Genomic DNA, 24,763 nt, shown 5'->3' with positions numbered 1-24,763 from the left:
GCTCCTTGCAGCGGTGTTAGTTGACGGTTTCGGGGTAAAAGCGCCGCTTGGCCCAGAGTGACACGTAGACCAGAGCGACCAGGACCGGTACCTCGATCAGCGGCCCGACGACACCGGCCAGGGCCTGTCCTGAGGTGACGCCGAACGTACCGATCGCGACGGCGATGGCGAGCTCGAAGTTGTTGCCTGCGGCAGTGAAAGCGAGGGTGGCCGTCTTGGCGTAGCCGAGGCCGAGACGGTGGCCGAGGGCAAAGGAGCCGCCGAACATGAGAAGGAAGTACGCGAGCAGCGGCAGGGCGATCCGTACTACGTCGAGCGGTTGGCTGGTGATCGCATCGCCTTGGAGGGCGAACAGCATGACGATCGTGAACAGCAGTCCGTACAGCGCGATCGGGCCGATTTTCGGGAGGAAGCGGCCTTCGTACCAGTCGCGGCCCTTGGCACGCTCGCCGAGTGTCCGAGTGAGATAGCCGGCGACAAGTGGAATGCCCAGGAAGACCAGCACACTCAGCGCGATCGCCCCGACGGAGAACTCGGCGCTCGTTGTCTCGAGTCCGAGCCAGCCCGGCAGGAGCTGCAGATAGAACCACCCGAGCGCCGCGAAAGCGATGATCTGGAAGACGGAGTTGATCGCCACCAGTACTGCGGCCGCTTCGCGGTCACCGCAGGACAGGTCGTTCCAGATCAGCACCATCGCGATACACCGGGCCAGGCCGACGATCACCAGACCAGTCCGGTACTCCGGGAGGTCCGGCAGCAGCAGCCATGCCAGCGCGAACATCAATGCCGGCCCGAGAACCCAGTTGAGCACCAGTGACGCGATCAAGAGGCGGCGGTCGCCGGTGACGCGAGCGGTCTCGGTGTAGCGGACCTTGGCGAGCACCGGGTACATCATCAGCAGCAGCCCGATCGCGATCGGGAGGCTCACCGAGCCGATTTTGACCGCGTCGAGGGCGTCGTCCAGGCCGGGGATCACCCGCCCGAGCAGCAGCCCGGCGCCCATCGCCAGCAGGATCCAGAGGGCCAGGAACCGATCCAGGAAAGAGAGTTTGGCGACGACTGATCCGTCGTCGGTGGTCCTGGTCTCGGCTACGACGTCGCTCACAGATTCAGCTCCAGCTGGGTTGGGGTGGTCACGGATTGTCGGTCAGTTCGGTCAGCAGGGCGCGGACCCGGGCGTCGATGTCGTCACGAATCCGGCGTACGACGTCGGCAGGCTGGCCGGCTGGGTCGTCGATGGCCCAGTCGTAGTACCGCTTGCCGGGGAGTACCGGGCATGCGTCGCCGCAGCCCATGGTCACCACCACGTCGGCCGCTCGGACGACGTCGTCGGTCAACGGTTTCGGGTAGGCGTTGTTCAGGTCGATGCCGAGCTCGTTCAGCATCGGCGCGACCGGCTCCTCGAGTTCGCCGCCGGGTTGTGATCCGGCTGAGCGGACGACGACCTTGCCTTCGGCGTGGTGGTTGAGCAGGGCTGCCGCCATCTGGGAGCGCCCGGCGTTCGCGACGCACAGGAACAGCACCTGCGGCACCGGGCTCGTCACCGCGCCCTTGGCGTGAGCCAAGGCGGTCAGCCGGTCGGTGGCGAAATGCTCAGCCAGTGCGGGCAGGTGGCGCTGCACCTTGGCCGTGCGGAACAGCGCGACGTACGACTCGTGCACGTACCGGTCGACGGTTTCCGGACTGAAGATGCCGGCGAAACGGTCTGAGAGTCGTTCCGCGGCGCGAGTCAGTACGGTGTCGACATCGAGAAGAGCGAGGTCTTCCGCGGTCGTGGGCATGGCGAAGCTCCTGACGGTCGGCCGGTGCGCGCGGCCCACATTGATGTATGTCGATGAATAGCGGGTGAAGCGCGTCGGTCAGACTGTTGCTGTCGGCACCGACACCAGGGTCGACAGCCAGGTCAGCCGCTCAGGCAGTGGCCAGTAGTAAACCCAGGTGCCACGGCGCTCGCAATCGACGAGCCCGGCCTCGCGGAGGACCCGAAGGTGGTGCGAGATGGTAGGCGCGCTGACGTCGAAATAGCCGGTGAGGTCGCACACGCAGACCTCTTTCCCCGCTGAGGCGATGATCGACATCAAGCGGAGCCGGATCGGGTCCGAGAGGGCCTTGAAGACGGCTGAGCCGTCGGCGGCAGCGGCCGGATCCAGCGGCGCAACCATGATCGGCGTGCAGCATCCACCGCTGCGCTGTTCGAGAACCGCCTGATTCGACATGTTTCTATCTTGACTCTTATCGAAACAGGATGCAAGCTAGGCGTCGCTGATTAGATGAACATCAATGTTGTCCCGGCGGTGGACCGCCAGGCGACGAGGAGGCTGACAGATATGAACACGGCAGAGACGACCGGCGGATTCGCAGGCAACCCGGCGGAGGCTTTCACTCCGCCCGCCGCGGGCAGTTGTTGCGGCAGCGCCCCGAGCAGTGAGACGACCTCTGAGGCAGCTGGCGGCTGCTGCGGCACCGATGCGCCTGTCGCGGCGGGCAGTTGCTGCGGGTCGACTGCGGCCGCTGAGCCTGTCGCAGCCGGTAGTGGGTGCTGCGGATGACCGCGGCGTCGCCGGGGCCGGTCGTGGCCACGGCGGCCGGTCTCGACGACGCCTCCGTTGACCGGATGATGGCAACCGTCAAGGAGTTGGCTGCCGACCGGTACGCCGGTCGCAGGGTCGGGACCGCCGGCGGTCAAGCTGCCGCGCAATGGCTGGCAGGCCGCCTCGAGGACCTCGGCGCAACCGTTGCCCTGGACAACTTCCCGGTCACCGGCGTGAAGGAACTCCGGGCCACGCCGAGCCTGGTCTACAACAACCAGCCGTTGGTGCACCGGCGCGACTTCGCCGAGCAGCTCACCACGAGCGAAGTGAACGAGCCGTTGTCCGGTCTGCTGGCCGCAGATGCTGCCGATTCCTGGCAGGATCGCTGGGTCGTGGTCCGAGCTGCCGATGCGGAGACGATTGCCCGGGCCTCCTCAGAAGGTGCTGCAGGGCTGCTGGTTCCACGCGGCGTCGACGAGGCCGGCTGGATGCCCAAGATGATCGCAGGGCCTGCGACCGGTGAGATTCCCATCGTGTCGGTCCGCACCGATCTCCACGCCGAGTTGACCGGCGAGGTCACCGTGACGATGTCACTGCACACGATCACGGTCACGGGCACGAACGTGCACGGCGACTTCGGTGCTGCGGGCGTTCGCGTGCTGTTGACCGCCCACTACGACGGAGTTGGTGATGACCCGGAGCAGCGACTGCCCGCAGCGGCTGACAACGCTTCTGGTGTTGCCGTCGTCCTCGAGGCGGCCCGCATCCTTGCCACTGAACCTGGCGTCGCGTTGAGTGTGGCGTTGCTCGATGGCGAAGAGGCCGGTGCTCGAGGATCGGCTCATCACGCGCCCCAGGTTCCGGCCGGTACATACGTGATCAACATCGATGGCGCCGCCCAACTCGGTGCTGCGGCTGCTGTCGAGGCAGGTGGTCCGGCCGAACCACTGCTCGCCGCCATCGATCAGGCCGGCCGCCAAACCGGCGTACCGCTTAGGGCCGGTGCGATGGCGTCCGACAACCGTCGCTATGCCGCGGCCGGGCTACCTGCCGTCGGGATCGGGATGGGCATGCCCGGCTACCAAACTCCGGTGGAGACACCGGATCGCGTCGATCCAGAGACTCTGCTTGCTTCGGCCGGCCTCGTGCTGGCCACTGTTCGACAGCTCGTCAAAACCCCTGCACAGCTTGGAGAAATTCGATGAACCTCGTAGTCAAGGACCTGCCGGTCGTGGTGATCGGTGCGGGCCCGATCGGCCTCGCTGCCGCTGCTCACCTGTCCGAACGCGGCCTGGACTTCGTCGTACTGGAGTCCGGCCCGAACGTGGCCGCGGCGATCGACGAATGGCGGCACGTGAGGCTCTTCAGCCCGTGGCGCTACGACATCGACAGCGCGGCCCGGCGCTTGCTCGAACGCGCCGGCTGGACCGCGCCCGACCTGGAAGCGTTGCCCACCGGCGGCGACTTGATCGACTCCTATCTCGGCCCGTTGGCCAAGTCGCCGGAACTTGCGGACCACATCCGGTACGACGCCCAGGTGGCTGCGGTGACCCGGGTCGGCTTCGACCGCATCCGTACCGCGGGACGCGAAGAGGCGCCGTTCCTGGTCAGGTTTGCTGACGGAAGCGAGATTCTTGCCGGTGCCGTGATCGACGCCGCCGGGACCTGGCGCCGCCCGAATGTGCTCGGAGGTTCGGGAATCCCCGCACGCGGAGAAGCCGAGGTCGCCGACGGCATCTCGCGTGCGCTGCCGGACGTGCTCGGCCGCGAGCGCAGCCGCTTCGCAGGCCGCCGTACTGCGGTAGTCGGCGCGGGCCACTCCGCTGCCACCACTCTTCTCGACCTCGGCGAACTGGCGGACCAGGTCCCTGGCACAGAGATCGTCTGGGTCGTGCGGGGCGCGGACCAGGCGCGCACCTACGGTGGCGGAGACGGTGACGAGCTGCCGGCCCGTGGTGCCCTGGGCTCCAGGTTGCAGCACCTGGTGAAGTCCGGCCGGATCGAACTGGTCAGCAGCTTCAGGATCGAGGCCGCCACGAAGACTCCGGACGGACGCGTCGAGCTTTCGGCAGGGGACCGGCGAGTGGTCGCGGACACCGTGGTCAACTCGACCGGCTTCCGCCCGGACCACGACGTCGTCTCCGAGCTGCGCCTCGACCTGGACCCGATCCTGGGATCGACCCGCGCACTGGCACCGCTGATCGACCCCAACCAGCATTCGTGCGGAACGGTTCCCCCGCACGGCGTCGAGGAGTTGGCGCACCCGGAGAAGGGCTACTACGCGATCGGTGCGAAGTCGTACGGCCGGGCACCGACCTTCCTCCTGGCGACGGGGTACGAGCAGGCTCGATCCGTGGTGGCAGCGCTGGCCGGTGACTGGGAGGCTGCTCGCGATGTGCAACTCAACCTGCCGGAAACCGGCGTCTGCTCTTCGAACCTCGCTGTCGAGGCTTCGGAGGAGGTCTCGGGTGGGTGCTGCGGTGCAGCTCCGCAGGCGGTCTCGATCTCCGCATCGGCCGGTCGCGGGCTGGCAACGGGGATCAGCGGAGGTCTGCTGACCGTGACCGAGCCGGCCGGCCAGGCGGGCTGCTGCAGCTGATGTCCTCTCGCGAGGCCGTGGCCACCGCTTCCGATTCCCCTGGGGTCGGGAGCGGTGGCCCGCGTCGTCTCGTGGCCGCGCTGGCTGTCACCCAGACAGTCGGTTACGGCGTTCTGTACTACGCGTTCAGCGTGTTGCTCGGTCCGATGAGCCGCGACCTCGGCATCTCGACGGCCACGGCTGCCGGCGCCCTCACGGCGGCGGTCCTCGTCAGCGGACTGATGTCGGTCCCCGTCGGTCGCTGGCTCGATGCCCGCGGCGGTCACGCGCTGATGACCGTCGGTTCGCTACTCGGCGCGGTGTCCGTCCTGGCTTGGTCGCAGATCCACACGGTCGTTGAGCTCTACGCCGTCTTCGTCGCGATCGGTGCCGCCTCGGCCATGGTTCTGTACGAACCGGCGTTCGCGGTGGTGGTCGCGGTCGCGGCACCGGCGCACCGTGCGAAGGCGCTGCTCGGCATCACCTTGGTAGCCGGCTTCGCCAGTACCATCTTCATCCCGCTCACCGGGCAGCTGGTCGAGGCCTTCGGCTGGCGCCAGACGTTACTGGTCCTGGCGGGTCTGCTTGCCTTCATCACCGTCCCGCTGCACGCGGCGGCGTTACGCCGTACCGGCCCACGGGGCAAGCACTCAGAGCGGCGAACAGCCGAGTCACCGGGCCGGGTTCTACGGGATCCAGGCTTCTGGCTGTTGGCTGTCGCGTTCGTCCTGCACAGCGCTGCACTGGCGGTGATCGCGATCCATCTTGTTCTCTACCTCATCAGTCTCGGCCACTCACCCGCCCTGGCTGCGACCCTCGCCGGGCTTCTCGGTCTGCTTTCTGTCACTGGCCGGGTCGTAGCCACGGTCTCTCTGCGCTGGTTGCCCATGGCCACCACTACCGCCGGCATCCTGGTCATCCAAGGGGTCGCGATCTCGCTTCTTCCGCTCGCTGGGCGGCATCTCGCTGGCGCGATCGCCTGCCTCGTCCTCTTCGGCCTCGGCTTCGGCGTCGCCTCGATCGCCACCCCCGCGATCCTCCTCGACCGCTACGGCGCCACCGGCTACGCGACAATCGCGGGCACTCTCGCAACGCCCGTACTGATCGCCCGCGCCGCCGCTCCACTTGGCGGCGCGCTCCTTGCAGCGACAGCCGGCTATCGGCCTCTTGTGCTTCTCGTCGCGGCTGCCTGCATCATCGCCGGGGCGCTGTTGGCCCTCGTCCGGCGGTTGCCGCTACTGCGAAGCGGGTAGTTCGCCTGTGACGAGGAAGATGACGCGCCGGGCCATCGAGACGGCGTGGTCGGCGATGCGTTCGTAGTACCGGCCGAGGAGGGCGATGTCGACGGCGACCTCGACGCCGTGTGGCCAGGTGTCGTCCATCATCAGCCGGAACTGGTTGCTGCGGAGTTTGTCCATCTCGTCGTCGGTGGATTCGAGCCGGTAGGCGGCCTCGACGTCGCGGGTCTGGATGACGTCCCCGGCCTGGTTGACCATTCGCTCGGCAACCCGTCCCATGTCCGCGATCACGCCCTGGAGTTCGGCCGGGATGGCGGGTGCTGGGTAGCGCAGGCGGGCGATCTTGGAGACGTGGGCGGCCAGGTCGCCCATTCGCTCCAGGTCGGCGACCATGCGCAGCGCGGCGACCAGCATGCGCAGTTCGTTGGCGACCGGGGCCTGCCGGGCCATCAGGTCGAACACCTTCTCCTCAACGGCCTCACCGCTGACATCGAGTTGGGAGTCTGCGGCGATCACCTCTTCGGCGGTTCCGAGGTCGGCGGTCAGCAGTGCGCTGGTCGAACGCCGTACTGCGGTCGACACGGTGCGGGTCATGCGTTCGAGCTCGACCAGGATTTGGTCGAGCTGCTCGTGGTAGGTCTCGCGCATAGTGTCTGCCTCCGCTGACGGTGTGGGTTAGTGCGCGGCGAGCCAGGCCTGCGCGGCTAGCTGGACGGCGTCCCAGGGACTGCCCAGCGGTGGGGAGTAGGACAGGTCGAGGTCGAGCAGTTGGTCGACGGTCAGGCCTTGGTGGAGTGCGACGGCGTAGGTGTCGACGCGCTTGGCGATCTCGGCGCCGTGAGTCCCGACGAGCTGAGCGCCGAGGAGCCGGCCCGTACTGCGGTCGCCGGTGATTCGGATCTGGATGGGAGTTGCGCCGGGGTAGTAGCGCTTGTGGTCGTCGGCGGTGGTTTGGACGGTCAGCGACTCGTATCCGGCAGCACCCGCCTCCGTGTCTCGAAGGCCGGTTGCGGCGACTACCCGGTCGAAGACCCGGACGACCTGAGTGCCGACGATGCCGGCGAACTCCCGGTCGCCACCGGCCGCGTTCTCGCCCGCAACTCGGCCCTGCTTGTGGGCTGTGGTGCCAAGCGGAACGTAGGCCGGCTCCGCCAGCAGCACGTGATGTGTGTGCACGCAGTCTCCGGCGGCCCAAATGTCCGGGAGGTTCGTCCGCATCCGTCGATCGACGAGGATGCTGCCGTGCGAGTCGGTCTCGACGCCGGCCGAAGCGGCCAGCGCGCTGTCCGGTTTGACACCACTGACGACCAGTACGGCGTCGCCCCGGCGGGTTCCGTCATCGGCGGTCACGACCAGATGATCGCCGTCGCGCTGGATCTCGTCCACAGTGGTGCCGCAGCTGACCTCGACGCCATGCCTGACCAGTTCGGCGGTGATCTCGTCGGCGAGTTCGCGGTCAAGGGTGCGGGGAAGCAGCGTGTCGAGGCGCTCGAGGACCGTGACGTTCAGACCGCGGTTGACCAGTGCCTCGGCCATCTCGATGCCGATATAGCCGGCGCCGATGATGATCACCTGCCGGGCGCCCCGTCGTACGAGGTCGGCGTCGAGCCGGCGGGCGTCGTCGATGGTGTGCAGCAAGTGCACTCCATCGTCAGGTCCCAGGTTGTCGAGACCTGCGATGGGCGGACGTAGCGGCTCTGCGCCTGTGCCGATCACCAGCCGGTCGTAGCTCAGCCCCACCGATCCGTTGCCGGTGGACGCGGTGACGAGCTTCGCCGCAGGATCAATGGCTGTGGCCCGATGGTTGGTGCGCAGGTCGATACCGGTCGCTTCGATCTCGGCGCTGGTGCGGTGGGCCAGGTCCTGCCAGGCGGGCACTTCGCCGGACAGGTGGTAGGGGATTCCGCAGATCGAGAAGTTCGGATAGACGTCCGCGACCAGCATCGTGACCTCGGTCTCAGGGGAGCGCTCCCGCACGCGCAGGGCCGCGCTCACGCCGGCGTCACTTCCGCCGATCACCAGTACCCGCACAGACCTCAGCTCCCGTCGTCTCCGCCCGGCGATCGTGCCGGATCACGCCAGGCCACCAGGCCGGATCGAATGCTGGTGGCCTTTGGCGTCATCATCCGGCGAACTCTTCGCTGACGCCCGATGCCGCGCCAGCCGCCTCGGGGCTGGTCAGCGGCTCGATTTCGGGGACGCTGAACTGGAAGCCGAGGCCACGGACGGACCGGATCCAGCGGGGATTCTGGTCGTCGTCGCCGAGGCGTTTGCGCAGCCGCATGATGTGGACGTTGAGGGTGTTGCTGCGGACCGAGGAGCCTTGCCCCCAGACCGCGTCGAGAACTTCTTGGCGGGTGATGAGCGCGCCGAGTCGTTCGGCGAAGAACCGCAGGAGCAGGAACTCCATCGGCGGTAGATCGATCAGCTTCCCGTCCAGCCACATCTGCGGAACGGCGCCGTCGACCCGGAGGCGGCCAAGATCGATCGCCAACGGCCTGAGCTCGACCTGATGCGCGGTCGGGGACAACGAGTTGACCAACGCGAGCAGTTCGCGAACCCGATAGGGCCGCGGTATCACCGCACTGGCGCCGGCATGGTGGGCGCGGACGGTGAAGTCGGCACTGTCCGCGCCGGCGCCGACCACGATGGGAAGTTGCGGGTCGTCGGTGCGAACGATGGTGAGGAAGTCGATCGGGTCCAGCAGCCCGCCGCCCGGACCGAGAATGACCACGTCGGGACACAGTCGGCCGACGTATAGGAGTGCCTCAGCGGGTTCCGCGCACACGTGCAACTCGACCGGCTGACCCGCGATCGCCTCGACGAACTGGTCGACCTCCTCGCCGTTGTCGACGAGCAGTACGGCGACCCGGTGGTGGACCTTGTCGGCTCCGGACAGACACGCCCGCCGCCGGGCATGGAACTGGGAGTTGTCCGACTCCCACGCGTTCACCATCGAACTCGTCATGCTCTACCCGAACCGGCCGGTGATGTAGGCCTCGGTGCGCTTGTCGGCCGGGTTGCCGAAGATCTTGCCGGTGAGGTCGTACTCGACCAGCCGGCCGGTGCGCTGTCCGTGTTCGTCGGCCGCGGCGGTGAAGAACGCGGTCCGGTGCGAGACGCGGGCGGCCTGCTGCATGTTGTGGGTGACGATGATGATCGTGTAGGTCTTGGCCAGATCGACCATCAGGTCTTCGATCTTGGCGGTTGCGATCGGGTCCAGCGCCGAGCAGGGCTCGTCCATCAGGATGACCTCGGGGCTGGTGGCGATCGTCCGGGCGATGCACAGCCGTTGCTGCTGCCCGCCGGACAGGCCGAAGGCGCTCTGCTTGAGTTTGTCCTTGACCTCGTCCCACAGCGCCGCGCCCCGCAGGGCCTGCTCGACGACGTCGTCCATGTTGTCGGTCTTCATCCCGGTGACACGGGGGCCGTAGGCAACATTGTCGTAGATCGACTTGGGGAACGGGTTCGGCTTCTGGAAGACCATCCCGATCCGGCGCCGTACCTCGATCACGTCCACCTCGGGCGCGTACATGTCGGCGCCGTGGAACGTCACGTCACCGAAGACGTGGGCGCCGGGGACGAGGTCGTTCATCCGGTTGAGGCACCGCAGTACGGTCGACTTGCCGCAGCCGGACGGGCCGATCAGCGCGGTGATCTCCTTGCTGCCGAACAGCAGGTCGACTCCCGACACCGCGCGGAACTTGTCGTAGAAGACCTCGAGGTTCCGCAGCTCGATCACGCCGTCAGGTTCTCCGGCGGGAGTTTTCTGGTTGCGTCCACCGAGATCGACCTGGATTCCGTGGGGTGCGCCTGGTACGCCGACGGTCTCGGGGACGGTGGCCAGGTCTGGTTCGACGTGCGTCATGTGGTGGTCTCCTGAGGTGTCCACGCTCACCAGCTGCGCTGGTAGCGGTTGCGCAGCCAGATCGCGACGGCGTTCATGGCCAGCAAGACGACGATGAGCAACAAGATCGCGGAGTAGGCGAGGTCGCGGAACGCGTCCCGGTCCTGGGGAACGAGGTTGTAGATCTGCACGGGCAGGGTCGTGTACCTCGACAGCAAGCCGTCGGGGTTGAAGGTGACGAAGGTGGTGGCGCCGACCAGGATCAGTGGGGCCGCCTCGCCGATTGCCCGCGACATCGCGAGGATCGAACCGGTCGCGATCCCGGGCACGGCGGCGGGCAGGACTTGCCGCCAGGTGGTTTGCCACTGTGTTGCGCCGAGCGCAAGGGAACCGTCCCGGATCTCTTGCGGTACTGATCGCAACGCCTCCCGGGTGGTGATGATGACGACGGGCAGGATCAGCAGGGCCAGAGCGATACCGCCCGCCAGGACGACCGCGCCGATGGATACCGGGCCGCGGACGACGAAGCCGAGGGTGAGGATTCCGTAGATCACCGCGGGTACAGCGGCGAGGTTCTGGATGTTGAGTTCGATCGCCCGGTTCCACCACTTCAGGGGGTTGGCGTACTCCTCCAGATACACCGCGGCGGCGATCCCCAGCGGCATTGCGATCAGTCCCGTGATGGCGCCGACCCACAGCGTGCCGAACAGTGCGGACTGGACGCCTGCCGTCTCGGCGCGGATCTTCGACGGCTGGTTGGTGATCAGGTTGAGATCGAGGCGGGCGACGCCTTTCTGGACGATGACCGCCAGGATGAAGAAGAGGAAGACGCAGATCAGCGCCAGGCACAGCCACAGCACGGCGGCGAACACGGCTGAGGTGATCCCGTCGCGGCCTTGCTTGCCGCGCAGGGACTCTGCGGCGGACGCGGGCCGGGGTGTTGTCGTGGTTGTAGTCATCAGTAGGCCTGCCTGTACTTGCGCACCAGTCGGATGCTGACCAGGTTGATCAACAAGGTGATCGCGAACAGCAGCGCCCCGACCGCGAACAGCGAGTAGTAGACGGGCGAGCCCTGGGGTGCGTCGCCGCTGGCGATCTGGGCGATGAACCCGGTCATGGTCTGGGAACCTTCCCGCGGGTCGAAGGTCAAGTGGGCCCTACTGCCGGCCGCGATGGTGACGATCATCGTTTCGCCGACAGCCCGGGAGATCCCCAGCACGATCGCCGCGACGATGCCCGACAGGGCGGCCGGGAACACCACCCGCAGGGTGGTTTTCATCCGGTTCGCGCCGAGCGCGTAGGACCCTTGGCGCAGTGCGAGCGGCACCGCGGACATCGCGTCCTGGCTCAGTGAGGCGACGGTGGGCACGATCATGAAGCCCATGACGATGCCGGGCGAGAGCATGTTGTGGATGGTGTTGAACTGCACCAGGTTCGCCAGGATCGGCGTGAACACGGTCAGCGCCATGAACCCGTAGACGACCGTCGGGATTCCGGCGAGCACCTCGAGGACAGGCTTGAGCACCTTGCGTACCCGCTCGGAGGCGTACTCGCTCAGGTAGATCGCCGCGCCCAGGCCTAGCGGCACGGCGACCAGCAGCGCGATGGCGGTGATGATGAAGGTGGCCACGACCAGTGGCAGCACACCCCAGGACTTGTCGTCCCAGGTGAACTTGTCGCCGAATCCACCGGTCCACTCGGTGCCGAACAGGAAGTCGCCCAGTCCTACGTGGGTGAAGAACGTGACCGTCGGGGCCAGCAACGAGACCACGATCCCGATCGTCACCGCGACCGACGCCCATGCGGCTGCGATCAGCAGCACCTTGATGACGCGTTCACCGTGGCGGGGGTGTTGCTGTCGGAGGTCGACCGCGGGCCCCCGCCAGGCGGGCGGGCGGCCCCTCCTCGCGGAGGAACCACCCGTCGCGGTAGTCGCCGTCGAGTCCGGCATGGTCACGAACCGGCCGCCTGGGCCTTCAGCTTGTCCAGTTCGGCCTTCGCCTTGGTCTTCTGCTCATCGGTCAGCGGGACGAACTTGGCGGCCTCGACGATCTCCTGGTTCTTCTCCAGGTAGAACTCGACGAAGCTCAGCACCTGCTTCTTGGCCAGCCCCTTGTCGGAGGGGTAGATGAACAGCGGCCGCGCCAGCGGTGTGTAGCTGCCGTCCTGCGCGGCGGCCACCGACGGCTCGACGCAGCCCTTGCCGCCGTCGATCTTGACCGCCTTCAGCTTGCCGGCGTTCTCCTCGAAGTACGAGAAGCCGAAGTACCCGAGCGCACCCTTGGCACCGGAAACACCCTGCACCGTGACGTTGTCGTCCTCGGTCGGGTTGTAGTCGGTCCGGCTTGCGCCTTCCTTGCCGTTGATCTCGTCGGTGAAGTAGTCGAAGGTGCCCGAGTCCGACCCCGCGCCGTACAGCGGCAGCGGCTCCTTCGGGAACTTCGGGTCGACCTGGTCCCAGGTCTTCACCTTCGAGCCCGGCTCCCAGATCTTCTTCAGCTGGGCGACCGTCAGGCAGTCGGCCCAGTTGTTCTCCTTGTTCACCACGACCGTGAGGGCGTCGTTGGCGATCTGGAGCTCGGTGAACTTCACGCCCTTGTCGGCGCAGAGCTTCTTCTCTTGGTCCTTGATCGGACGGGACGCGTTGGAGATGTCGGTTTCGCCGGCGCAGAACTTCTTGAAACCACCACCGGTACCGGAGGTGCCGACGGCGACGTCGACGCCCTTCTGTGCCTCCTTGAACAGCTCGCCCGCGGCAGCGGTCAGCGGCTCGACGGTGCTGGAGCCGTCCACGACCACCTGCCCGGACAGGGCCTCGCCGTTGCTGCCTCCCGCGGCGGGCGTTTCGTTGTTGCCGCCACACGCGGACAAGGCGAGTAGGGCGGCCGCCGAGACGGCGAGGTAACGCATGTGTTTGACCGGGCGGATGACCACCGGGCAACCCTCCAGAGTTGGGCCCCGACACCGTCGGGACGCAGCGACTCGTCACGCGTTCACGTAACAACTAGATCGAAGATCTTCGATGTAAACACCGGGTGAACGAGAGATGATCACGCGCCTTCAGATAGACGAATGTCGATGTAGTGTTCGCGTAGGTAGTGGCCCGCCTCCGTTCGGTGACGGGCAGTTGGTCGTTCATCTGATGGCCACCGACTCGTCACCGGCAACTACATAGATGAGTGGCTATGTAATTGTTAGCGTCGCGGCGACCGCTCAGAAACCGTTCTCCTTGAGGGGGAAACCTCGCGATGACGCTTGCCAACGAGCCTCGCCGATTCCTGCCGCTGGCCGCTGGCCACGGCGGCCGTAGTTCCATGACCTGCCTCTACCGCTGCGGAAACGCCTGCGCGCACCCCGCCCCGAACTCCTCTGACAACGCCTACTTCGGTGATGCCGTCACCGCCGAGGTCTCGCGGCGCGGGATCTTCAAGGCCGGTGCCGCCGGCGCGCTGGTCATCGGCGCCAGTGCCGTCGGCGCCGCGCCGGCCGCGGCTGCGCCTAGTGGCAGGATCTCGGCCGCTGCTTCTGCTTCTGGCAAGCCTGCCTCCGGTGCCGGGCTGACCTTCAAGGCGATTCCGCCGAACACCCTGGACACGGTGATCGTCCCCAACGGCTACGACGACCAGGTACTGATCCGCTGGGGCGACCCGATCCTGCCGGGAGCACCGGAGTTCGACATCGATCGGCAGAGCGCCGCGGCCCAGGCTCGTCAGTTCGGCTACAACAACGACTTCCTCGTCGTGGTGCCGCTGGATCGCCGGTTCAGCCGGGGGCTGCTGGTGGTGAATCACGAGTACACCAACGAAGAGCTGATGTTCCGCGGGTACACCGGTGGCGCCACCGCGACCGTGGAGCAGATGCGGATCGCCTTGCAGGCTCATGGCCTGAGCGTGGTCGAGGTCGAGCGCGTCGACGGTACGGGTGAATGGCAGGTGGTCACTCGTGGCCGTCGCCGCTACAACCGCCGGATCACGGCCACCACACCGATTAGCTTCAGCGGCCCGGCGGCCGGCTCGGCTCTGCTGCGGACGCAGGCCGACCCGCGCGGCGTACGAGTGCTTGGAACGTTGAACAACTGCTCGGGCGGCCTGACGCCGTGGGGAACAGTGCTGTCGGGGGAGGAGAACTTCAACCAGTACTTCGTCGGAGCCGACGGCGCGCCCGCTGCCGCCAAGCCGGCCCTGGCGCGGTACGGGATCGACATCTCCAAGCGCTATCCGTCCGGCAGCCGGTACTGGGACAAGGCCGACGCGCGCTTCGACCTGGCCAAGAACCCGAACGAGGCCAACCGCTTCGGATGGATCATCGAGATGGACCCGTACGACCCCGACTCGACGCCGGTCAAGCACACCGCGCTGGGCCGCTTCAAGCACGAAGGTGCGGCCATCGCCGTGGCCCGCTCCGGCAAGGTCGCTGCCTATATGGGCGACGACGAGCGCTTCGACTACATGTACAAGTTCGTCTCCGATCGCAAGCTCCGCAAGGGAAGCAGCAAGTCCGACCGCGAGAACAACCGGCGCCTGCTGGAGTCCGGCACGCTGTACGTCGCCAAGCTCGACTTCACGAGTGCGAGCGAGATCGACGGAAGCGGCAAACTGCCTAGCGACGGCGCGTTCAACGGAACCGGCCGCTGGATCCCGCTGACCCGGGGCGGGAAGTCGCTGATTCCCGGCATGGCCATCGACGAGGTGCTCGTCCACACCCGGCTCGCGGCCGACAAGGCCGGCGCCACCAAGATGGACCGGCCGGAGGACATCGAGGTCAGCAAGGTGACCGGCAAGGTCTACGTCGCGCTGACGAACAACTCCAGGCGCGGTGCGGCTGGTCAGCCTGCCGCGGACGAGGCGGCGCCGCGCAATGCCAACAAGCACGGCCAGGTGCTCGAACTGATCGAGAACGGCGACCACGACAGCGAGGCGTTCACCTGGTCGCTGCCGATCGTCTGCGGCGACCCTGCCGACCCGTCGACGTACTTCGCGGGCTACGACAAGACCAAGGTCTCGCCGATCTCCTGCCCCGACAACCTCGACTTCGATGCCCACGGCAACCTGTGGATCTCCACGGACGGCAACGCGCTGACCGACCACACCGGGACGAACTACCACGACGGACTTTTCGCCGTCGCCGTCGAAGGCCCTGACCGGGGCAAGGTCAAGCAGTTCCTCTCCGTGCCCGTGGGGGCTGAGCAGGCCTCCGCCGCCGTCCTTCCCGACAACCGGTCTGTCGTGGTGTCGGTTCAGCACCCCGGAGAGGTCACTGGCGCGACCGTCGACCAGCCGGCCAGCACCTGGCCCGACGGCGACTTTGCCCGTCCGGCCGTGATCGTCACCTGGCGACCCGACGGCGGCGAGATCGGCGCCTGACCTTCGTTGTCACCCTGCCCCGCCGTCCGCACCGGACGGCGGGGCAGTTGCGTGAAGGGTCGCCTCACATCAAGCAACCGTTGGGTGAACAAAACGCAGGTCGGTCCGTTTGCTGTGAAGGCAGCGATCTAGACTGCAGAGGTGAACAACCGTCGAAGCGCCGCGGCCAAAGCCGGTGCGCCAGCCGACGAGTTCACCCACCAGGTCTCCGGCGTCGCGATCGAGCGCGACGAGGCCGAACGCCTCGCCACGGTCCTGAAAGCACTCTCGGATCCCACTCGCCTCCAGCTCCTCGCCATGATCGAGGCCAGCCCGAACAGCGAAGCCTGCGTCGCCGACCTGACCGAGCCGCTCGAGCTCAGCCAGCCCACCATCAGCCACCACCTCAAGATCCTGGTGACGGCCGGCATCCTCACCCGCGAAAAGCGCGGCCTCTGGTCCTGGTACTCCGTAGTCCCAGCCCAACTGGAAACTCTCCGCCGACTCCTACCCGGCCCAGCCTTCCTACAGCCCCGGCCCTGACGATCGGCTAGGCCGCCCGCAGCGGCCGAGGTGGAGACGGTGGCAGCGGCAGGGCAACAGCGACCGGACGAACTCGGAGAGACCTGGCAGGTTGGGACGGAAGACTATGAGTCACCAGCTCTTCCTGTGTAGCCCGTTCCAACAAGCCTCAAGACCGCTCGAATCAGTCGGTCGGCAGTTGCGCCCGCGATCCGTGAACCCCTGCTCACGTCGTCCGGTACGCCGACCAGAGTCGCGGCCCGTTCGTCCGCGAGCGCTGATCTGTCACCGATGATCAGATCAGTACGTTGCGAGGCGGAGGTCGTCGACGAGGTCCTGGATGACGTGTTCCTCGTACTGCGGTGCGGCTGCGGCCGCCGCTCGGGTGCGGAGGGTGTAACGCCAGAGGTCCGCGCCTGGGAGGAGGTTGCGCAGGCCGGCGACGATGTCTTGGCCGGCTGGGTCGTCGTCGGCGCGGAGGACGTGTCGTACGCCGTCGCGGTGCAGGTCGGTCAGGAGGCGGCGGGTGGCGCAGGAGGGGCGGCCGTTCGTGCAGATCAAAGGGGCGGAGTGCTGCCCGAGCTGGTTGGCGACCTCGATTACCACTGACGGGTTCTCGCAGACATAGACCTGCGGTGCAGTTGATCCGACTGGTTCGTTCAGACTTCGCCAAGTGAGCCACACAGGTTCGCCGGGTGCTGCGTGAGCCAGGCGGGCGGCCGCTGAGGTCCCGGTGAGCGGAAGGTTGAGGACCAGCGCGCGCGAGGAGACAGGATCGCAGACGATTCCGAGGTCCTCCCAGGCTTGCCGCCAGTCGTCCGCATCGGCCGGCGGTTCTTGGGTCGGCGAGGCAATCCGCAGTACGGCCGATGCGAGTGCTGCGCCGCGGTCAAGGCAGTGCGGCTGGTCCAATGCTTCCGTGGCCAGTACTGCGAGGAGCATCGAGTCCCCGTCGGTCGGCAGCCGTCGCCATACGGCGGCAACTTCATGGGCTCGGTCGAGTAGCAGTCCAGTCCCTGCTCTGGGGCTGCTGCGGGAGCTCAGCCAGGACTCGGCTGGCTGGGCAGGTACGCCGGCCGCGACGAGGACCGCTTGGGCGTCGGCTCGCTCGGCGTCTGCCTGATGCCGGGCATCTGTACGCTCCGAGGGGCGGTCCCGCAGCGGGCCTTCGATGGCCGCGAGCAGTTCGGACAGATCGGCGCCCGCGTCGGTAACCGCACCGGCGAGAGCCTTGATCCCGGGGGCGCGGCCGCTGTTGGTCCACCGCAGACCAAGGAGTTCACCGATCTGCTCGCGCTCCGCTGAGCTGAGACTGACGCGGAGTGCGCTTCCGTCGGCACCGTGACCGTTCTCCAAGCGGCGCCGCGCGGCCGCGAGTACTTTTCTGGGACCTGGCTGGCGTGCCCAAGCCATCAGCTCCGATGGCATCGTCATGCCGGGTCCAGGTCGAACACTTCGGCCGTGGGTTCCTCCGGCCGGGAGGTGTGATCCGGGAGGTCGGCCGGGTCCGGGGTTGCTACATGGGTGAGATCGTGGCCGGACCAGAGCGCAAGTTCGAGGGAGACGCCGGGGATCGGCCGCGGCGCCCGGCGTACTTCGTAGATGGTTGCCATCGGCACTGTCGTGGCGTTCACGATCGGTCCGGGACCGGCGATCAGCCAGTCGAGATCACAGGACGTCAACAGCCGCAGCATCGTCGCGCGGTTGTCGGGGTCGACGCCGTCGAAGGCCTCGTCCAGCCACATCATTCGCGGCCCGACGCCGGATTGGTCGTACATGGCGTGCAAAGCTGCGATGAACGGCTGCAGCAGGGTCACCACCTTGGCGCCGCCGGACAGCAGCGAGTGGTTGTCGCGGTCGAGAGGGCGCCAGCTACCGATGGTGTCGTTGCCGGCGGCCCGATATTCGATCCGCAGTTCGAACCAGCGCCGGTAGTCCAGGATCTCGGCCAGCCGAGTTCGCCAGTCGTGGTCGCCGCCCGCACGGGCCTGCTCCTGCGCGTCGGTGACTCGATTGACCAGGAACGAGCGGACCTGATCCTGGGTCGCCTCCGGGAGCAGTCCGAACCTGCGTTCCAGCGCATCGAGCACGTCGTTCGCTGCGCGCTCCGCGGCGAGCCCTTTACGTACCATCCGCAGCGTCAGGCCGGTCGTACTGGTGGGATTCTCCTGGAGCTTGGCGTTGATGTCGCGCCGGAGTCGTTCCGCTTCGACGAGACGCTCCCGGAGATGCTCGATGAACGCGCTCCCGAGGAGTTGATCGATCGTTTTGGTGAGCTCTTCGTCGTACTCTGTTTCGAGACGCTCAAGCAGCGCGTCGAGAGTGCGAACAGCGGTGGGCGGTGGCTGTGCGACGCCGGTGCCGTCGACGATGATCTCGACCGCGCCGGGGGAGTTCGCGTCGCCGTCACCTGGTACGAGGGTACGCACAGTACGGCCGCCCAGGGTCTCCAGCCGGGAGCGGAGCTCTGCCACACCGTCTGCCAACTGGGACCAGGCTCGCTGGACCCGGTGGCCGGCAGCTGCCGGATCGTCGGGCCAGTCGCGTGGTGTGATCGCCGCGCGTGCCAGCCGGGCGGAGTCGCGTGCGCCGGTCACATTCCGCGTCGCCGGGGGTTCCAGGCCACGGAGCGTGGGCAGACCGGAATCGACGCAGCTGAACCAGTCGTCCATCGCGGTCTGGCGGCGCGCCTCAGCCTCCAGGCGGCGTTCCTCGACCTGCTCGAGAATGCCGTCCGCCTTGATCTGCCGCTTCTCCGCGTTGCTCAGCTCGCTTGAGATAGCCTCTTCGGACTTGGCCAGCTTGTCGATCTGCGTGCCGAGATCCTGGTAGCTCGCGAGTAGGTCCTGCCCGGACTGCGACAGCGCGATGCGGGCAGCGTTCGCCTTGGCGCGAGCCCGGTCGGCCTCCTGTTGGTCTCCGGTCGCGTCATCGATGGCGCGCTGGTGCGTTTCGACGTACCCGGCCAGTGCCTTCTCGGTCTGCCGAGATGCCTCCTGCACGATCGGGAGCAGTTGCAACGCGGAGACCAACTCCCGCACCGACAGAAGGTACTCGCCGACGGCCGACTGCTGGGCGCGGATCTGATCGGCGGTTGGTGGCAAGTCGTGGGCCTGCGCGTGCTGAGCGACCTCGGCGGACGCGTTGTCGAGTTCCTGGCCGGACGCTTTCGCTGCCTCGCCGGCCCGCGCCGATTCCTCCTCCGCGGCCTTTGCGAAAGCTTCCGCTTGCCGGAGTTCGAGCACTTGGGCGACAACCAACGTGTCAGATGGGAGCTGATTCTCAGCCTGGTCCAGGGCCGTGAGCAGGGCGGTGAGGTCCGACTGACGGGACAGGAGTTCGTTGGCCTCCGATGCCAGCTGCGCGAGTCGCGCTTCGAGTTCGCCGATCCTCCGAGTCCGGTCCGCGGCGCGTGCCGCTGCGCCGAGCAAGCGTGGTCCCTGCGCAGTCGCTGCCGCGATGCCGGTCAGTGGCCCGTGCCGCCAGCGTCCGTCCCGGCAGATCGCCAGCTCTTGCCCCGCAGGCAGCGACTCTCCATAGGCCACGGTTCGTAGCAGGCGATCGATCGTTGGCCCGAGGTCGCCGGCGTCGTCGGCGGGCCGCAGTATGTCGCGAAGACTTGCCTCCGCGCTCTCGAACGATGTCGTCCAGACGGTTTCGGCGCCGTCCCGGTCCGGAAGATAGGCACCGTCCGGCGTAATCCAGGCCTGCAGCAGACCGGCAGCGTCCAGCGCGGCCTCGAGCAACGCGATGTCGACGCGTTCCCCGGTGACTTCGACCAGTCGCCACAGCGAAGCCCCGGAGGTGCTGATGCCGCTGGGTCGCTCTCTGCGACGCCACAGCGGAGGCGGCGGTGGAACAGGGTCGGTCTCTGCTCGTGTCGCATCCAGTTCTCCTGCGGCAGCCTCGCGGGCGGCGGCGTTCGCTTCGAGGGATTTCTCGACCGTGACCGATTCGGAGGCGAGGGGCCGGCGCGTCGGTGCCAGGTATGCGCGAGAGACGATGGTCGCGAGCACCGGTCGAGGCTCGGTGGCGTCGGCGATGGCGGCGACTGCGCCGGCCCAGTTCTCGATGAGCTGAGCCGGCGGTCTGATCGGCTCGTGGAGCCGCAAGGCCCACTCGCTGAGCAACTCGCCTGTCGCAGCGATGCTGTCTTCGACCGCTTGCGTGGCCACAGCGGCTTTCGACCAGGCCGCCGCGGCCTTGTCCTCCTCGGCCTTGGCCAGCTTGACGTTCTGTTCGTGCTGACGGGACAACCTGGCTTGGCCGTCCAGGAGCCGCAGCGCCTGCTCGATGTGCCGACTGCGCTGATCGCCTGCCTGCGTAAGACGCGCTGCATCACGGTTCGGCAGGAAGCGGGCAGTCAGATCCACCAGTCCGGCCGGGTGCGCATGACCGGCGATGTGGCCGGTCGCATCGTCCACCTGGAGTTCGGCGTCTGAGACGCTCTCTCTCGCCTCCTCGAGTTGTCGGCGTGCGGGTTCGATGTTCGCCGCCGCCTCGTCAGCTCGAGTCCTTGAGCGCTCGGCTGTCCTGGCCAGATCGCCGGCGCGTTCGGCGAGTTGCTCCGCATTGGCGATCGCAGAGACTGCGTCCTGGTAGTCCTGCCGTTCGCGCAACGCCTCACGTTCCGCACGGCGGTTCCCGAGCTCGGACCTCAGCTGCCCGATCCGGTTCCCGAGCCGGGTGACCTCGGCGGCGAGAGTCTCGGTCTGCTGCCGAGCGGCAGTTTCTTGCCGGGTGATGCCGGTCAGCTCGGAGGTGACCGTCGTCAGTGGATCGACCGTTGCCCGGATCACGGCGTCAGCCCAGGGGCGCCATCGGGTGCGAGTGAACTCGGCGATCGCGGCCTGGGCCTGTTCGGTGTTGTCCCGCTCGGTCTTCATCCGCTCGAGCTGGTCCCAGCCGTCGGCCAGTTGCTGGATCTCGTCCTCGGCGAGCGGCGGAAGCGCCTCGCGAAAGGCCTGGATGAGGAACCCCAGATCCAGCCGGTCACCGATCTTCGGAGTACGAATCACCCGCAGGATCCGGATCAGTTGATCGAGCCACCCGTGCTCGGTGCCGAACAGTTCGCGCGCGATCTCGTCACGATAAGCAGAGCCCGTATCGTGCGCTTTGAAGCGTGGTACATCGGCGAGATGCGACGGCTCCGCGACGAACCCCGCGTTCACCAGCATCAGGCCGGCGCGGACCCGGCCGGTGCCCTGCAGCGTGCACCACTTCCGCCGCAGGTTGCCGTCCGCACGCCGCGTCTCGGCGAACAGGAGCGTCGTGAAGTACTCCGGCCCGTCGGGCCCGATCCGGCCGTACTCCGTCCACGCCCAGCCACGGTGCTTCTGGTTGCCCGTGTCACGCCGGTCCAACGGGTGGTTCGTCGGCTCCACGTAATACCGGAACTTCTTGCTCGACTCGCCAAGTGTGTCGATGTTGCGGCTCGACAGATCGCCGGCGAGCAGCAACAGGGTAGTCAGAGTCATCAGCGTCGACTTGCCTGATTCGTTGGCACCCTGCAGTTGCATGTGGCCGTCGGCATACCAGACCTCTGTGACGTCGTACTCCCAGAGATTGACCACGCCCGCACGTAGGGGCTGCCAACGGTCGGACCGGATCGGTCGCGGCAGGTCGCCGCGGATCGCGGCCGCACGCCAGCGTTCAAGGTCGATCTGCTCGGAGGTTGTCGTCATAGCTCATCCAGTAGGGAAGCAGCTTCCCACTCGGCGCGCGCGCCGCGGAAGCGCGCGGCGGTTGGTTGCAGTGTCCACCCTCCGTCGGCCTCGACGCGGAGCAGGCCGAGTCCGGCGAGGATGCCCTCGCTGGAGGTCCTGAGTCGGTCGGGTGACTCCTTCAGTGCAAGGGTGAGGGCGGCGGGATGGTCCGCGTACAGGTGCTCGGCGAGGTCGTCGATCGTCGCCGACGAACGGCGTACCCGGCCCAGCTCGTCCCGCGTGCCGCCCAGAACGCCCTCGAGCATCTTGAGCGCGAACCAAGAGGCAGCCGTCGCCGCGGGAAACACCGGCGTGACCGCAGCCGCCCCCGGGTGGTCGGTGGGTAGCCGCAGCAGCATGCCTTCAGATCGCATCTCCACCGTCGCGCCGGTCATGCTCACAGCCTGGCTCGCGAGCCACGAGCGCTGCGCCCGCGCGTACTCGGCATCGGCGGGATGCAGATCCGCGTAGAGAAGAGCAGTGTCCTCGACAAGGGTCCGCAACACTCGCTGTCCACGCGTCGCGATTCGGCCCTCCTCGCTCTCGTCCCCGCCGGTGAACAGCAGACCGACCGTGTGCGGATCCGTGAACTGCAACAGGGCATCCGCATTGACCACGAAGCCGCCGCCGACACCCGTTCCGTCGTCCTCCCACTGACGCAGCAGACTCTCGTCGCTGGTTCGCCTGGTGATGACTCCGAGCTCGTCGAGCCGTGCCAGAGCCCGCAGAAAAGCTTGCCTCTCGGCGCGTCGGTCAGGGTTGTACGGCGTGATGTCCGCTCCGGCTGACAGCGCTCGACCGTTGTCGGACAGCTCCTGGACGGTCGTCGTTTCGTCGACATCCTCACACGCTGCCGCCGCAACGGCGAGCAGGACCAGATCCCTCCTCGGCGGTGGAGCCATCGGCGGCGGGGCAGCAGTCAGTTGCGGGCCACACGCGTCACGATGCAGCCTGGCGACGGTGCCGGAGTAGATCAACCGATACCCGAGCCGCCCGCACCAATCGCCGAGCTGGGAGCGATGCCGCAACAACGCCCGGAACAGCTCCGGAGCAGTGTGGGCCGTGACCAGCGGCTGAGCCAGCAACCCGACGAAGGCGTCCTGCGCCTCGCCGCGGCTCATACCCGCACCAGCTCCAGTTGCCAGTTCTCACAAGCGACGCAGCCGTCGGGCGTCTGGACAACTGCGGTGAGCTGCCCAGGAGGCGCCGCGTTTGCCGTCACGCGGAAGCGCCCGTCGCGGCTGTAGGCGATCCGCACCCCGCCGTCTGGCTGCGCCCTGAGGAGTGCGCTGAGAAGGTCCCAGAACAGGCCCGCTTCCGCACGTCGTTCCACAGGCGCCCATTCCGCCAAGTAGCTGCCGGATCGAGAGAGCAGGCTCATTTCGGCCACGGTGTACTCGGCTCGGTCGGCCTCGGCCCGTCTCCGTGCCTCCTGCCGGGCCTGACGATGATCGGGCAGTTGCGCGGGACGGCCGCGTGTCGACCGTGGCCCGCGTTCCCGCAGCGTCAGCTCGATCGGTACAGGTGGTGCTTCCCAGAACGAGGTGTGGGCCGGAGATGTGTCTGGTTCGGGCGGCTGCCCAGGCAGATGCCGAGCACTCCACAGGCCGACGGCAGCGCACCAGCGTCGCCATGCCTCGGCATCGTCGTCAGCGCTCTCCACCAGCGACGCAATCCGCAGCAGTTCGCCGCGGCGGGTGACGATTCCGCCGGCGGACATCAATGCCCTCGAACCGCGCAGCAGCGGTGGCACCACGTCACGCACCTGGCGCCGCAGGTTGCGGGCCTGGCCGCGACCATCGTCCCGGAACCAGGCGTACAGAGTTCGGAGAGTGCTGAGGTGGCCCCCAACGATTGCCCCGACGAGATCCTCACTTGCCTCAGCATCGAGCCCGGCAAGCGCGATAGCTCGCCAGTCGGAAGGCCCGACGGCCTGTAGTTGGGCGATGGCGTCGCCGATCCGGACGCTGTAGCTGTCGACTCCCGCGCCCCAGACATTGACGTACTGGATCAACGTCTCCCGCAGCCGGTTCATCTTCTCGCCGTCCGGCGCACCGGCTAGCGCCGACGCCATCCGGGACTGCCAGATCGCGGCTGCATCGGCCATGTCGTTCAGCGTGGTTCTGACTTGCGCCCAGGAGCGGGCGGCCAGAAGATACTCGCCGTCCGCGATCGCGAGCAGCGTCTCGTCAAGCCGATCGGCGATGACCGCGGGCGCAAACGCCGCTGCGCTCGTAGCGACAGCATCGTCGTCGATGCTCCGCCGCAACCAGCGATGCAGGTCCGCGGCCGCGCTCGTCAGCTGGAACCGGTCGCGCGTCCGGACGAAGTCCGCCTCGGTCTTCGCCTTGTCCTGCCACTTGATGACCACATCCCACTGCAGCAACGCCTTCATCCTGGCGTCGAGATCGAACATGTCAGTGCTGGTCAGCCGGTCGGCGGTCGGCACATCGGTCGCCGTCAGCAACCGGTCCCGCACTGCGGCGAAAAGTTCATCGCGGCTGACGCCGGTCAGCGAGTGCTCCTGCGCGTCCAACAATGCGTCAACGATCAATCGGTACTGCGCCGCATGCTGATCCGCGGTCAGGTACGCCGCGACCTTGAGCCGGCCAGGAAACCCCGCCAGTTCCCAGCCGTCTACCTGATGCTCACTGCTCTCTTCCACCGTCCCCCTCGAGCGCGGCATGATTCCTGTCCGTCGCCCAGCGTAGTCGGCGACCTAACGCACGGCCAGCCCATGCGTTACCTCGGGCCAGGTGGCCCGATGTCGCGGCATAGCGACGAGGACGCTCGCAGTCGAGAGGTCCGACGAGGGTCGTGACGCGGGCCAAGGGTCAGCGGCCGGGAGCGGCTTCGGCCTGGTGACCTGGACGACCGTGAGTAGATCGTCGAGACCCTTGAAGTCGCCCGGGTTCGTCGTGAAAAGGGGATGTCCTCGGCGATCGCGGCGATCATCAGGTGGGTGGGGGTGCGCAGCCGGTTGTTCGGCCGGTGACGGAC

Annotated in this window: 19 protein-coding genes; 5 read left to right on the top strand and 14 right to left on the bottom strand. The window is 67.3% G+C overall.

Going from position 1 to position 24,763, the window contains the following annotated elements; translation table 11 throughout:
• Positions 1 to 16: 16 nt before the first annotated feature.
• The 3 genes from arsB to ACQPYM_RS31980 all read right to left on the bottom strand — a co-directional run bounded on the left by arsB (position 17) and on the right by ACQPYM_RS31980 (position 2,216).
• Positions 17 to 1,105 carry an ACR3 family arsenite efflux transporter gene (gene arsB, locus ACQPYM_RS31990; RefSeq protein WP_433007952.1) on the bottom strand — a complete coding sequence of 363 codons (1,089 nt, stop codon included), beginning with the start codon at positions 1,103 to 1,105 and terminating at the stop codon, positions 17 to 19.
• A gap of 28 nt (positions 1,106 to 1,133) precedes the next feature.
• On the bottom strand, positions 1,134 to 1,781 hold the full coding sequence (locus ACQPYM_RS31985; protein ID WP_433007950.1) for an arsenate reductase ArsC: 648 nt from the start codon (positions 1,779 to 1,781) through the stop codon (positions 1,134 to 1,136).
• 78 nt (positions 1,782 to 1,859) lie between these two features.
• A complete protein-coding gene (locus tag ACQPYM_RS31980; protein WP_433007948.1) occupies positions 1,860 to 2,216 on the bottom strand; it encodes an ArsR/SmtB family transcription factor in 357 nt (118 codons plus the stop codon).
• A 329-nt stretch (positions 2,217 to 2,545) separates the two neighbouring features.
• Here ACQPYM_RS31980 and ACQPYM_RS31975 point away from each other — a divergent pair, with 329 nt between their 5' ends.
• The 3 genes from ACQPYM_RS31975 to ACQPYM_RS31965 all read left to right on the top strand — a co-directional run bounded on the left by ACQPYM_RS31975 (position 2,546) and on the right by ACQPYM_RS31965 (position 6,362).
• Positions 2,546 to 3,736 (top strand): M28 family metallopeptidase, encoded by a 1,191-nt coding sequence (locus ACQPYM_RS31975; RefSeq protein WP_433007946.1) that lies wholly within the window; start codon positions 2,546 to 2,548, stop codon positions 3,734 to 3,736.
• A complete protein-coding gene (locus ACQPYM_RS31970) occupies positions 3,733 to 5,130 on the top strand; it encodes an NAD(P)-binding domain-containing protein (protein WP_433007944.1) in 1,398 nt (465 codons plus the stop codon). The genes ACQPYM_RS31975 and ACQPYM_RS31970 overlap by 4 nt, the downstream gene beginning before the upstream one ends.
• A gap of 71 nt (positions 5,131 to 5,201) precedes the next feature.
• The gene (locus tag ACQPYM_RS31965) at positions 5,202 to 6,362 is read left to right on the top strand and encodes an MFS transporter (RefSeq protein ID WP_433007942.1); all 1,161 of its coding nucleotides are present in this window, start codon (positions 5,202 to 5,204) and stop codon (positions 6,360 to 6,362) included.
• On the opposite strand, the gene phoU is transcribed toward ACQPYM_RS31965, so the two are convergent.
• The 7 genes from phoU to ACQPYM_RS31930 all read right to left on the bottom strand — a co-directional run bounded on the left by phoU (position 6,345) and on the right by ACQPYM_RS31930 (position 13,128).
• On the bottom strand, positions 6,345 to 6,995 hold the full coding sequence (gene phoU / locus ACQPYM_RS31960) for a phosphate signaling complex protein PhoU (protein WP_433007940.1): 651 nt from the start codon (positions 6,993 to 6,995) through the stop codon (positions 6,345 to 6,347). The genes ACQPYM_RS31965 and phoU overlap by 18 nt on opposite strands.
• A 27-nt stretch (positions 6,996 to 7,022) precedes the next feature.
• Entirely contained in the window at positions 7,023 to 8,378 is a 1,356-nt protein-coding gene (locus tag ACQPYM_RS31955) for an FAD-dependent oxidoreductase (protein WP_433007938.1), read from the bottom strand.
• A gap of 91 nt (positions 8,379 to 8,469) precedes the next feature.
• Positions 8,470 to 9,315: a response regulator transcription factor gene (locus ACQPYM_RS31950; protein ID WP_433007936.1), complete on the bottom strand. Its 846-nt coding sequence runs from the start codon at positions 9,313 to 9,315 to the stop codon at positions 8,470 to 8,472.
• 3 nt (positions 9,316 to 9,318) lie between these two features.
• Entirely contained in the window at positions 9,319 to 10,215 is an 897-nt protein-coding gene (pstB, locus tag ACQPYM_RS31945; RefSeq protein ID WP_433007934.1) for a phosphate ABC transporter ATP-binding protein PstB, read from the bottom strand.
• A gap of 26 nt (positions 10,216 to 10,241) precedes the next feature.
• On the bottom strand, positions 10,242 to 11,153 hold the full coding sequence (pstA, locus tag ACQPYM_RS31940; protein ID WP_433007932.1) for a phosphate ABC transporter permease PstA: 912 nt from the start codon (positions 11,151 to 11,153) through the stop codon (positions 10,242 to 10,244).
• Complete coding sequence (gene pstC / locus ACQPYM_RS31935) at positions 11,153 to 12,016, bottom strand: phosphate ABC transporter permease subunit PstC (protein WP_433007931.1); 864 nt, start codon at positions 12,014 to 12,016, stop codon at positions 11,153 to 11,155. Before pstC ends, pstA begins: the two co-directional genes overlap by 1 nt.
• A 131-nt stretch (positions 12,017 to 12,147) precedes the next feature.
• Positions 12,148 to 13,128: a PstS family phosphate ABC transporter substrate-binding protein gene (locus tag ACQPYM_RS31930; RefSeq protein ID WP_433007929.1), complete on the bottom strand. Its 981-nt coding sequence runs from the start codon at positions 13,126 to 13,128 to the stop codon at positions 12,148 to 12,150.
• A gap of 314 nt (positions 13,129 to 13,442) precedes the next feature.
• On the opposite strand from ACQPYM_RS31930, the gene ACQPYM_RS31925 reads away from it, so the two are divergent.
• Positions 13,443 to 15,557 carry a PhoX family protein gene (locus ACQPYM_RS31925; RefSeq protein WP_433007927.1) on the top strand — a complete coding sequence of 705 codons (2,115 nt, stop codon included), beginning with the start codon at positions 13,443 to 13,445 and terminating at the stop codon, positions 15,555 to 15,557.
• A 141-nt stretch (positions 15,558 to 15,698) separates the two neighbouring features.
• Positions 15,699 to 16,079 (top strand): ArsR/SmtB family transcription factor, encoded by a 381-nt coding sequence (locus ACQPYM_RS31920; protein ID WP_433007925.1) that lies wholly within the window; start codon positions 15,699 to 15,701, stop codon positions 16,077 to 16,079.
• A 279-nt stretch (positions 16,080 to 16,358) separates the two neighbouring features.
• Here the strand turns inward: ACQPYM_RS31920 and ACQPYM_RS31915 are convergent, their stop codons facing one another.
• The 4 genes from ACQPYM_RS31915 to ACQPYM_RS31900 are packed head-to-tail and all read right to left on the bottom strand — an operon-like array spanning position 16,359 to position 24,449.
• Positions 16,359 to 17,492: a TIGR02679 domain-containing protein gene (locus ACQPYM_RS31915; RefSeq protein WP_433007923.1), complete on the bottom strand. Its 1,134-nt coding sequence runs from the start codon at positions 17,490 to 17,492 to the stop codon at positions 16,359 to 16,361.
• Positions 17,489 to 21,742: a TIGR02680 family protein gene (locus tag ACQPYM_RS31910; protein WP_433007921.1), complete on the bottom strand. Its 4,254-nt coding sequence runs from the start codon at positions 21,740 to 21,742 to the stop codon at positions 17,489 to 17,491. Before ACQPYM_RS31910 ends, ACQPYM_RS31915 begins: the two co-directional genes overlap by 4 nt.
• The gene (locus tag ACQPYM_RS31905) at positions 21,739 to 22,884 is read right to left on the bottom strand and encodes a DUF2398 family protein (RefSeq protein WP_433007919.1); all 1,146 of its coding nucleotides are present in this window, start codon (positions 22,882 to 22,884) and stop codon (positions 21,739 to 21,741) included. Before ACQPYM_RS31905 ends, ACQPYM_RS31910 begins: the two co-directional genes overlap by 4 nt.
• A complete protein-coding gene (locus ACQPYM_RS31900) occupies positions 22,881 to 24,449 on the bottom strand; it encodes a DUF2397 domain-containing protein (RefSeq protein ID WP_433007917.1) in 1,569 nt (522 codons plus the stop codon). The genes ACQPYM_RS31905 and ACQPYM_RS31900 overlap by 4 nt, the downstream gene beginning before the upstream one ends.
• Positions 24,450 to 24,763: the final 314 nt, after the last annotated feature.

The sequence above is a fragment of the Kribbella sp. CA-294648 genome (assembly GCF_050943845.1).
Taxonomy (GTDB): Bacteria; Actinomycetota; Actinomycetes; order Propionibacteriales; family Kribbellaceae; genus Kribbella.
Note: the sequence above shows the minus strand (reverse complement) of the source record. Positions and strands in the feature narration are given on the sequence as shown.

What these genes read in the sequence shown, in the direction of transcription:
- ACQPYM_RS31985 (WP_433007950.1), bottom strand. Translation starts at nt 1,781, where the DNA reads ATGCCCACGACCGCGGAAGACCTCGCTCTTCTCGATGTCGACACCGTA.
- ACQPYM_RS31980 (WP_433007948.1), bottom strand. Translation starts at nt 2,216, where the DNA reads ATGTCGAATCAGGCGGTTCTCGAACAGCGCAGCGGTGGATGCTGCACG.
- ACQPYM_RS31975 (WP_433007946.1), top strand. Translation starts at nt 2,546, where the DNA reads ATGACCGCGGCGTCGCCGGGGCCGGTCGTGGCCACGGCGGCCGGTCTC.
- ACQPYM_RS31970 (WP_433007944.1), top strand. Translation starts at nt 3,733, where the DNA reads ATGAACCTCGTAGTCAAGGACCTGCCGGTCGTGGTGATCGGTGCGGGC.
- phoU (WP_433007940.1), bottom strand. Translation starts at nt 6,995, where the DNA reads ATGCGCGAGACCTACCACGAGCAGCTCGACCAAATCCTGGTCGAGCTC.
- ACQPYM_RS31950 (WP_433007936.1), bottom strand. Translation starts at nt 9,315, where the DNA reads ATGACGAGTTCGATGGTGAACGCGTGGGAGTCGGACAACTCCCAGTTC.
- pstB (WP_433007934.1), bottom strand. Translation starts at nt 10,215, where the DNA reads ATGACGCACGTCGAACCAGACCTGGCCACCGTCCCCGAGACCGTCGGC.
- pstA (WP_433007932.1), bottom strand. Translation starts at nt 11,153, where the DNA reads ATGACTACAACCACGACAACACCCCGGCCCGCGTCCGCCGCAGAGTCC.
- ACQPYM_RS31925 (WP_433007927.1), top strand. Translation starts at nt 13,443, where the DNA reads ATGACGCTTGCCAACGAGCCTCGCCGATTCCTGCCGCTGGCCGCTGGC.
- ACQPYM_RS31915 (WP_433007923.1), bottom strand. Translation starts at nt 17,492, where the DNA reads ATGACGATGCCATCGGAGCTGATGGCTTGGGCACGCCAGCCAGGTCCC.
- ACQPYM_RS31910 (WP_433007921.1), bottom strand. Translation starts at nt 21,742, where the DNA reads ATGACGACAACCTCCGAGCAGATCGACCTTGAACGCTGGCGTGCGGCC.
- ACQPYM_RS31905 (WP_433007919.1), bottom strand. Translation starts at nt 22,884, where the DNA reads ATGAGCCGCGGCGAGGCGCAGGACGCCTTCGTCGGGTTGCTGGCTCAG.
- ACQPYM_RS31900 (WP_433007917.1), bottom strand. Translation starts at nt 24,449, where the DNA reads ATGCCGCGCTCGAGGGGGACGGTGGAAGAGAGCAGTGAGCATCAGGTA.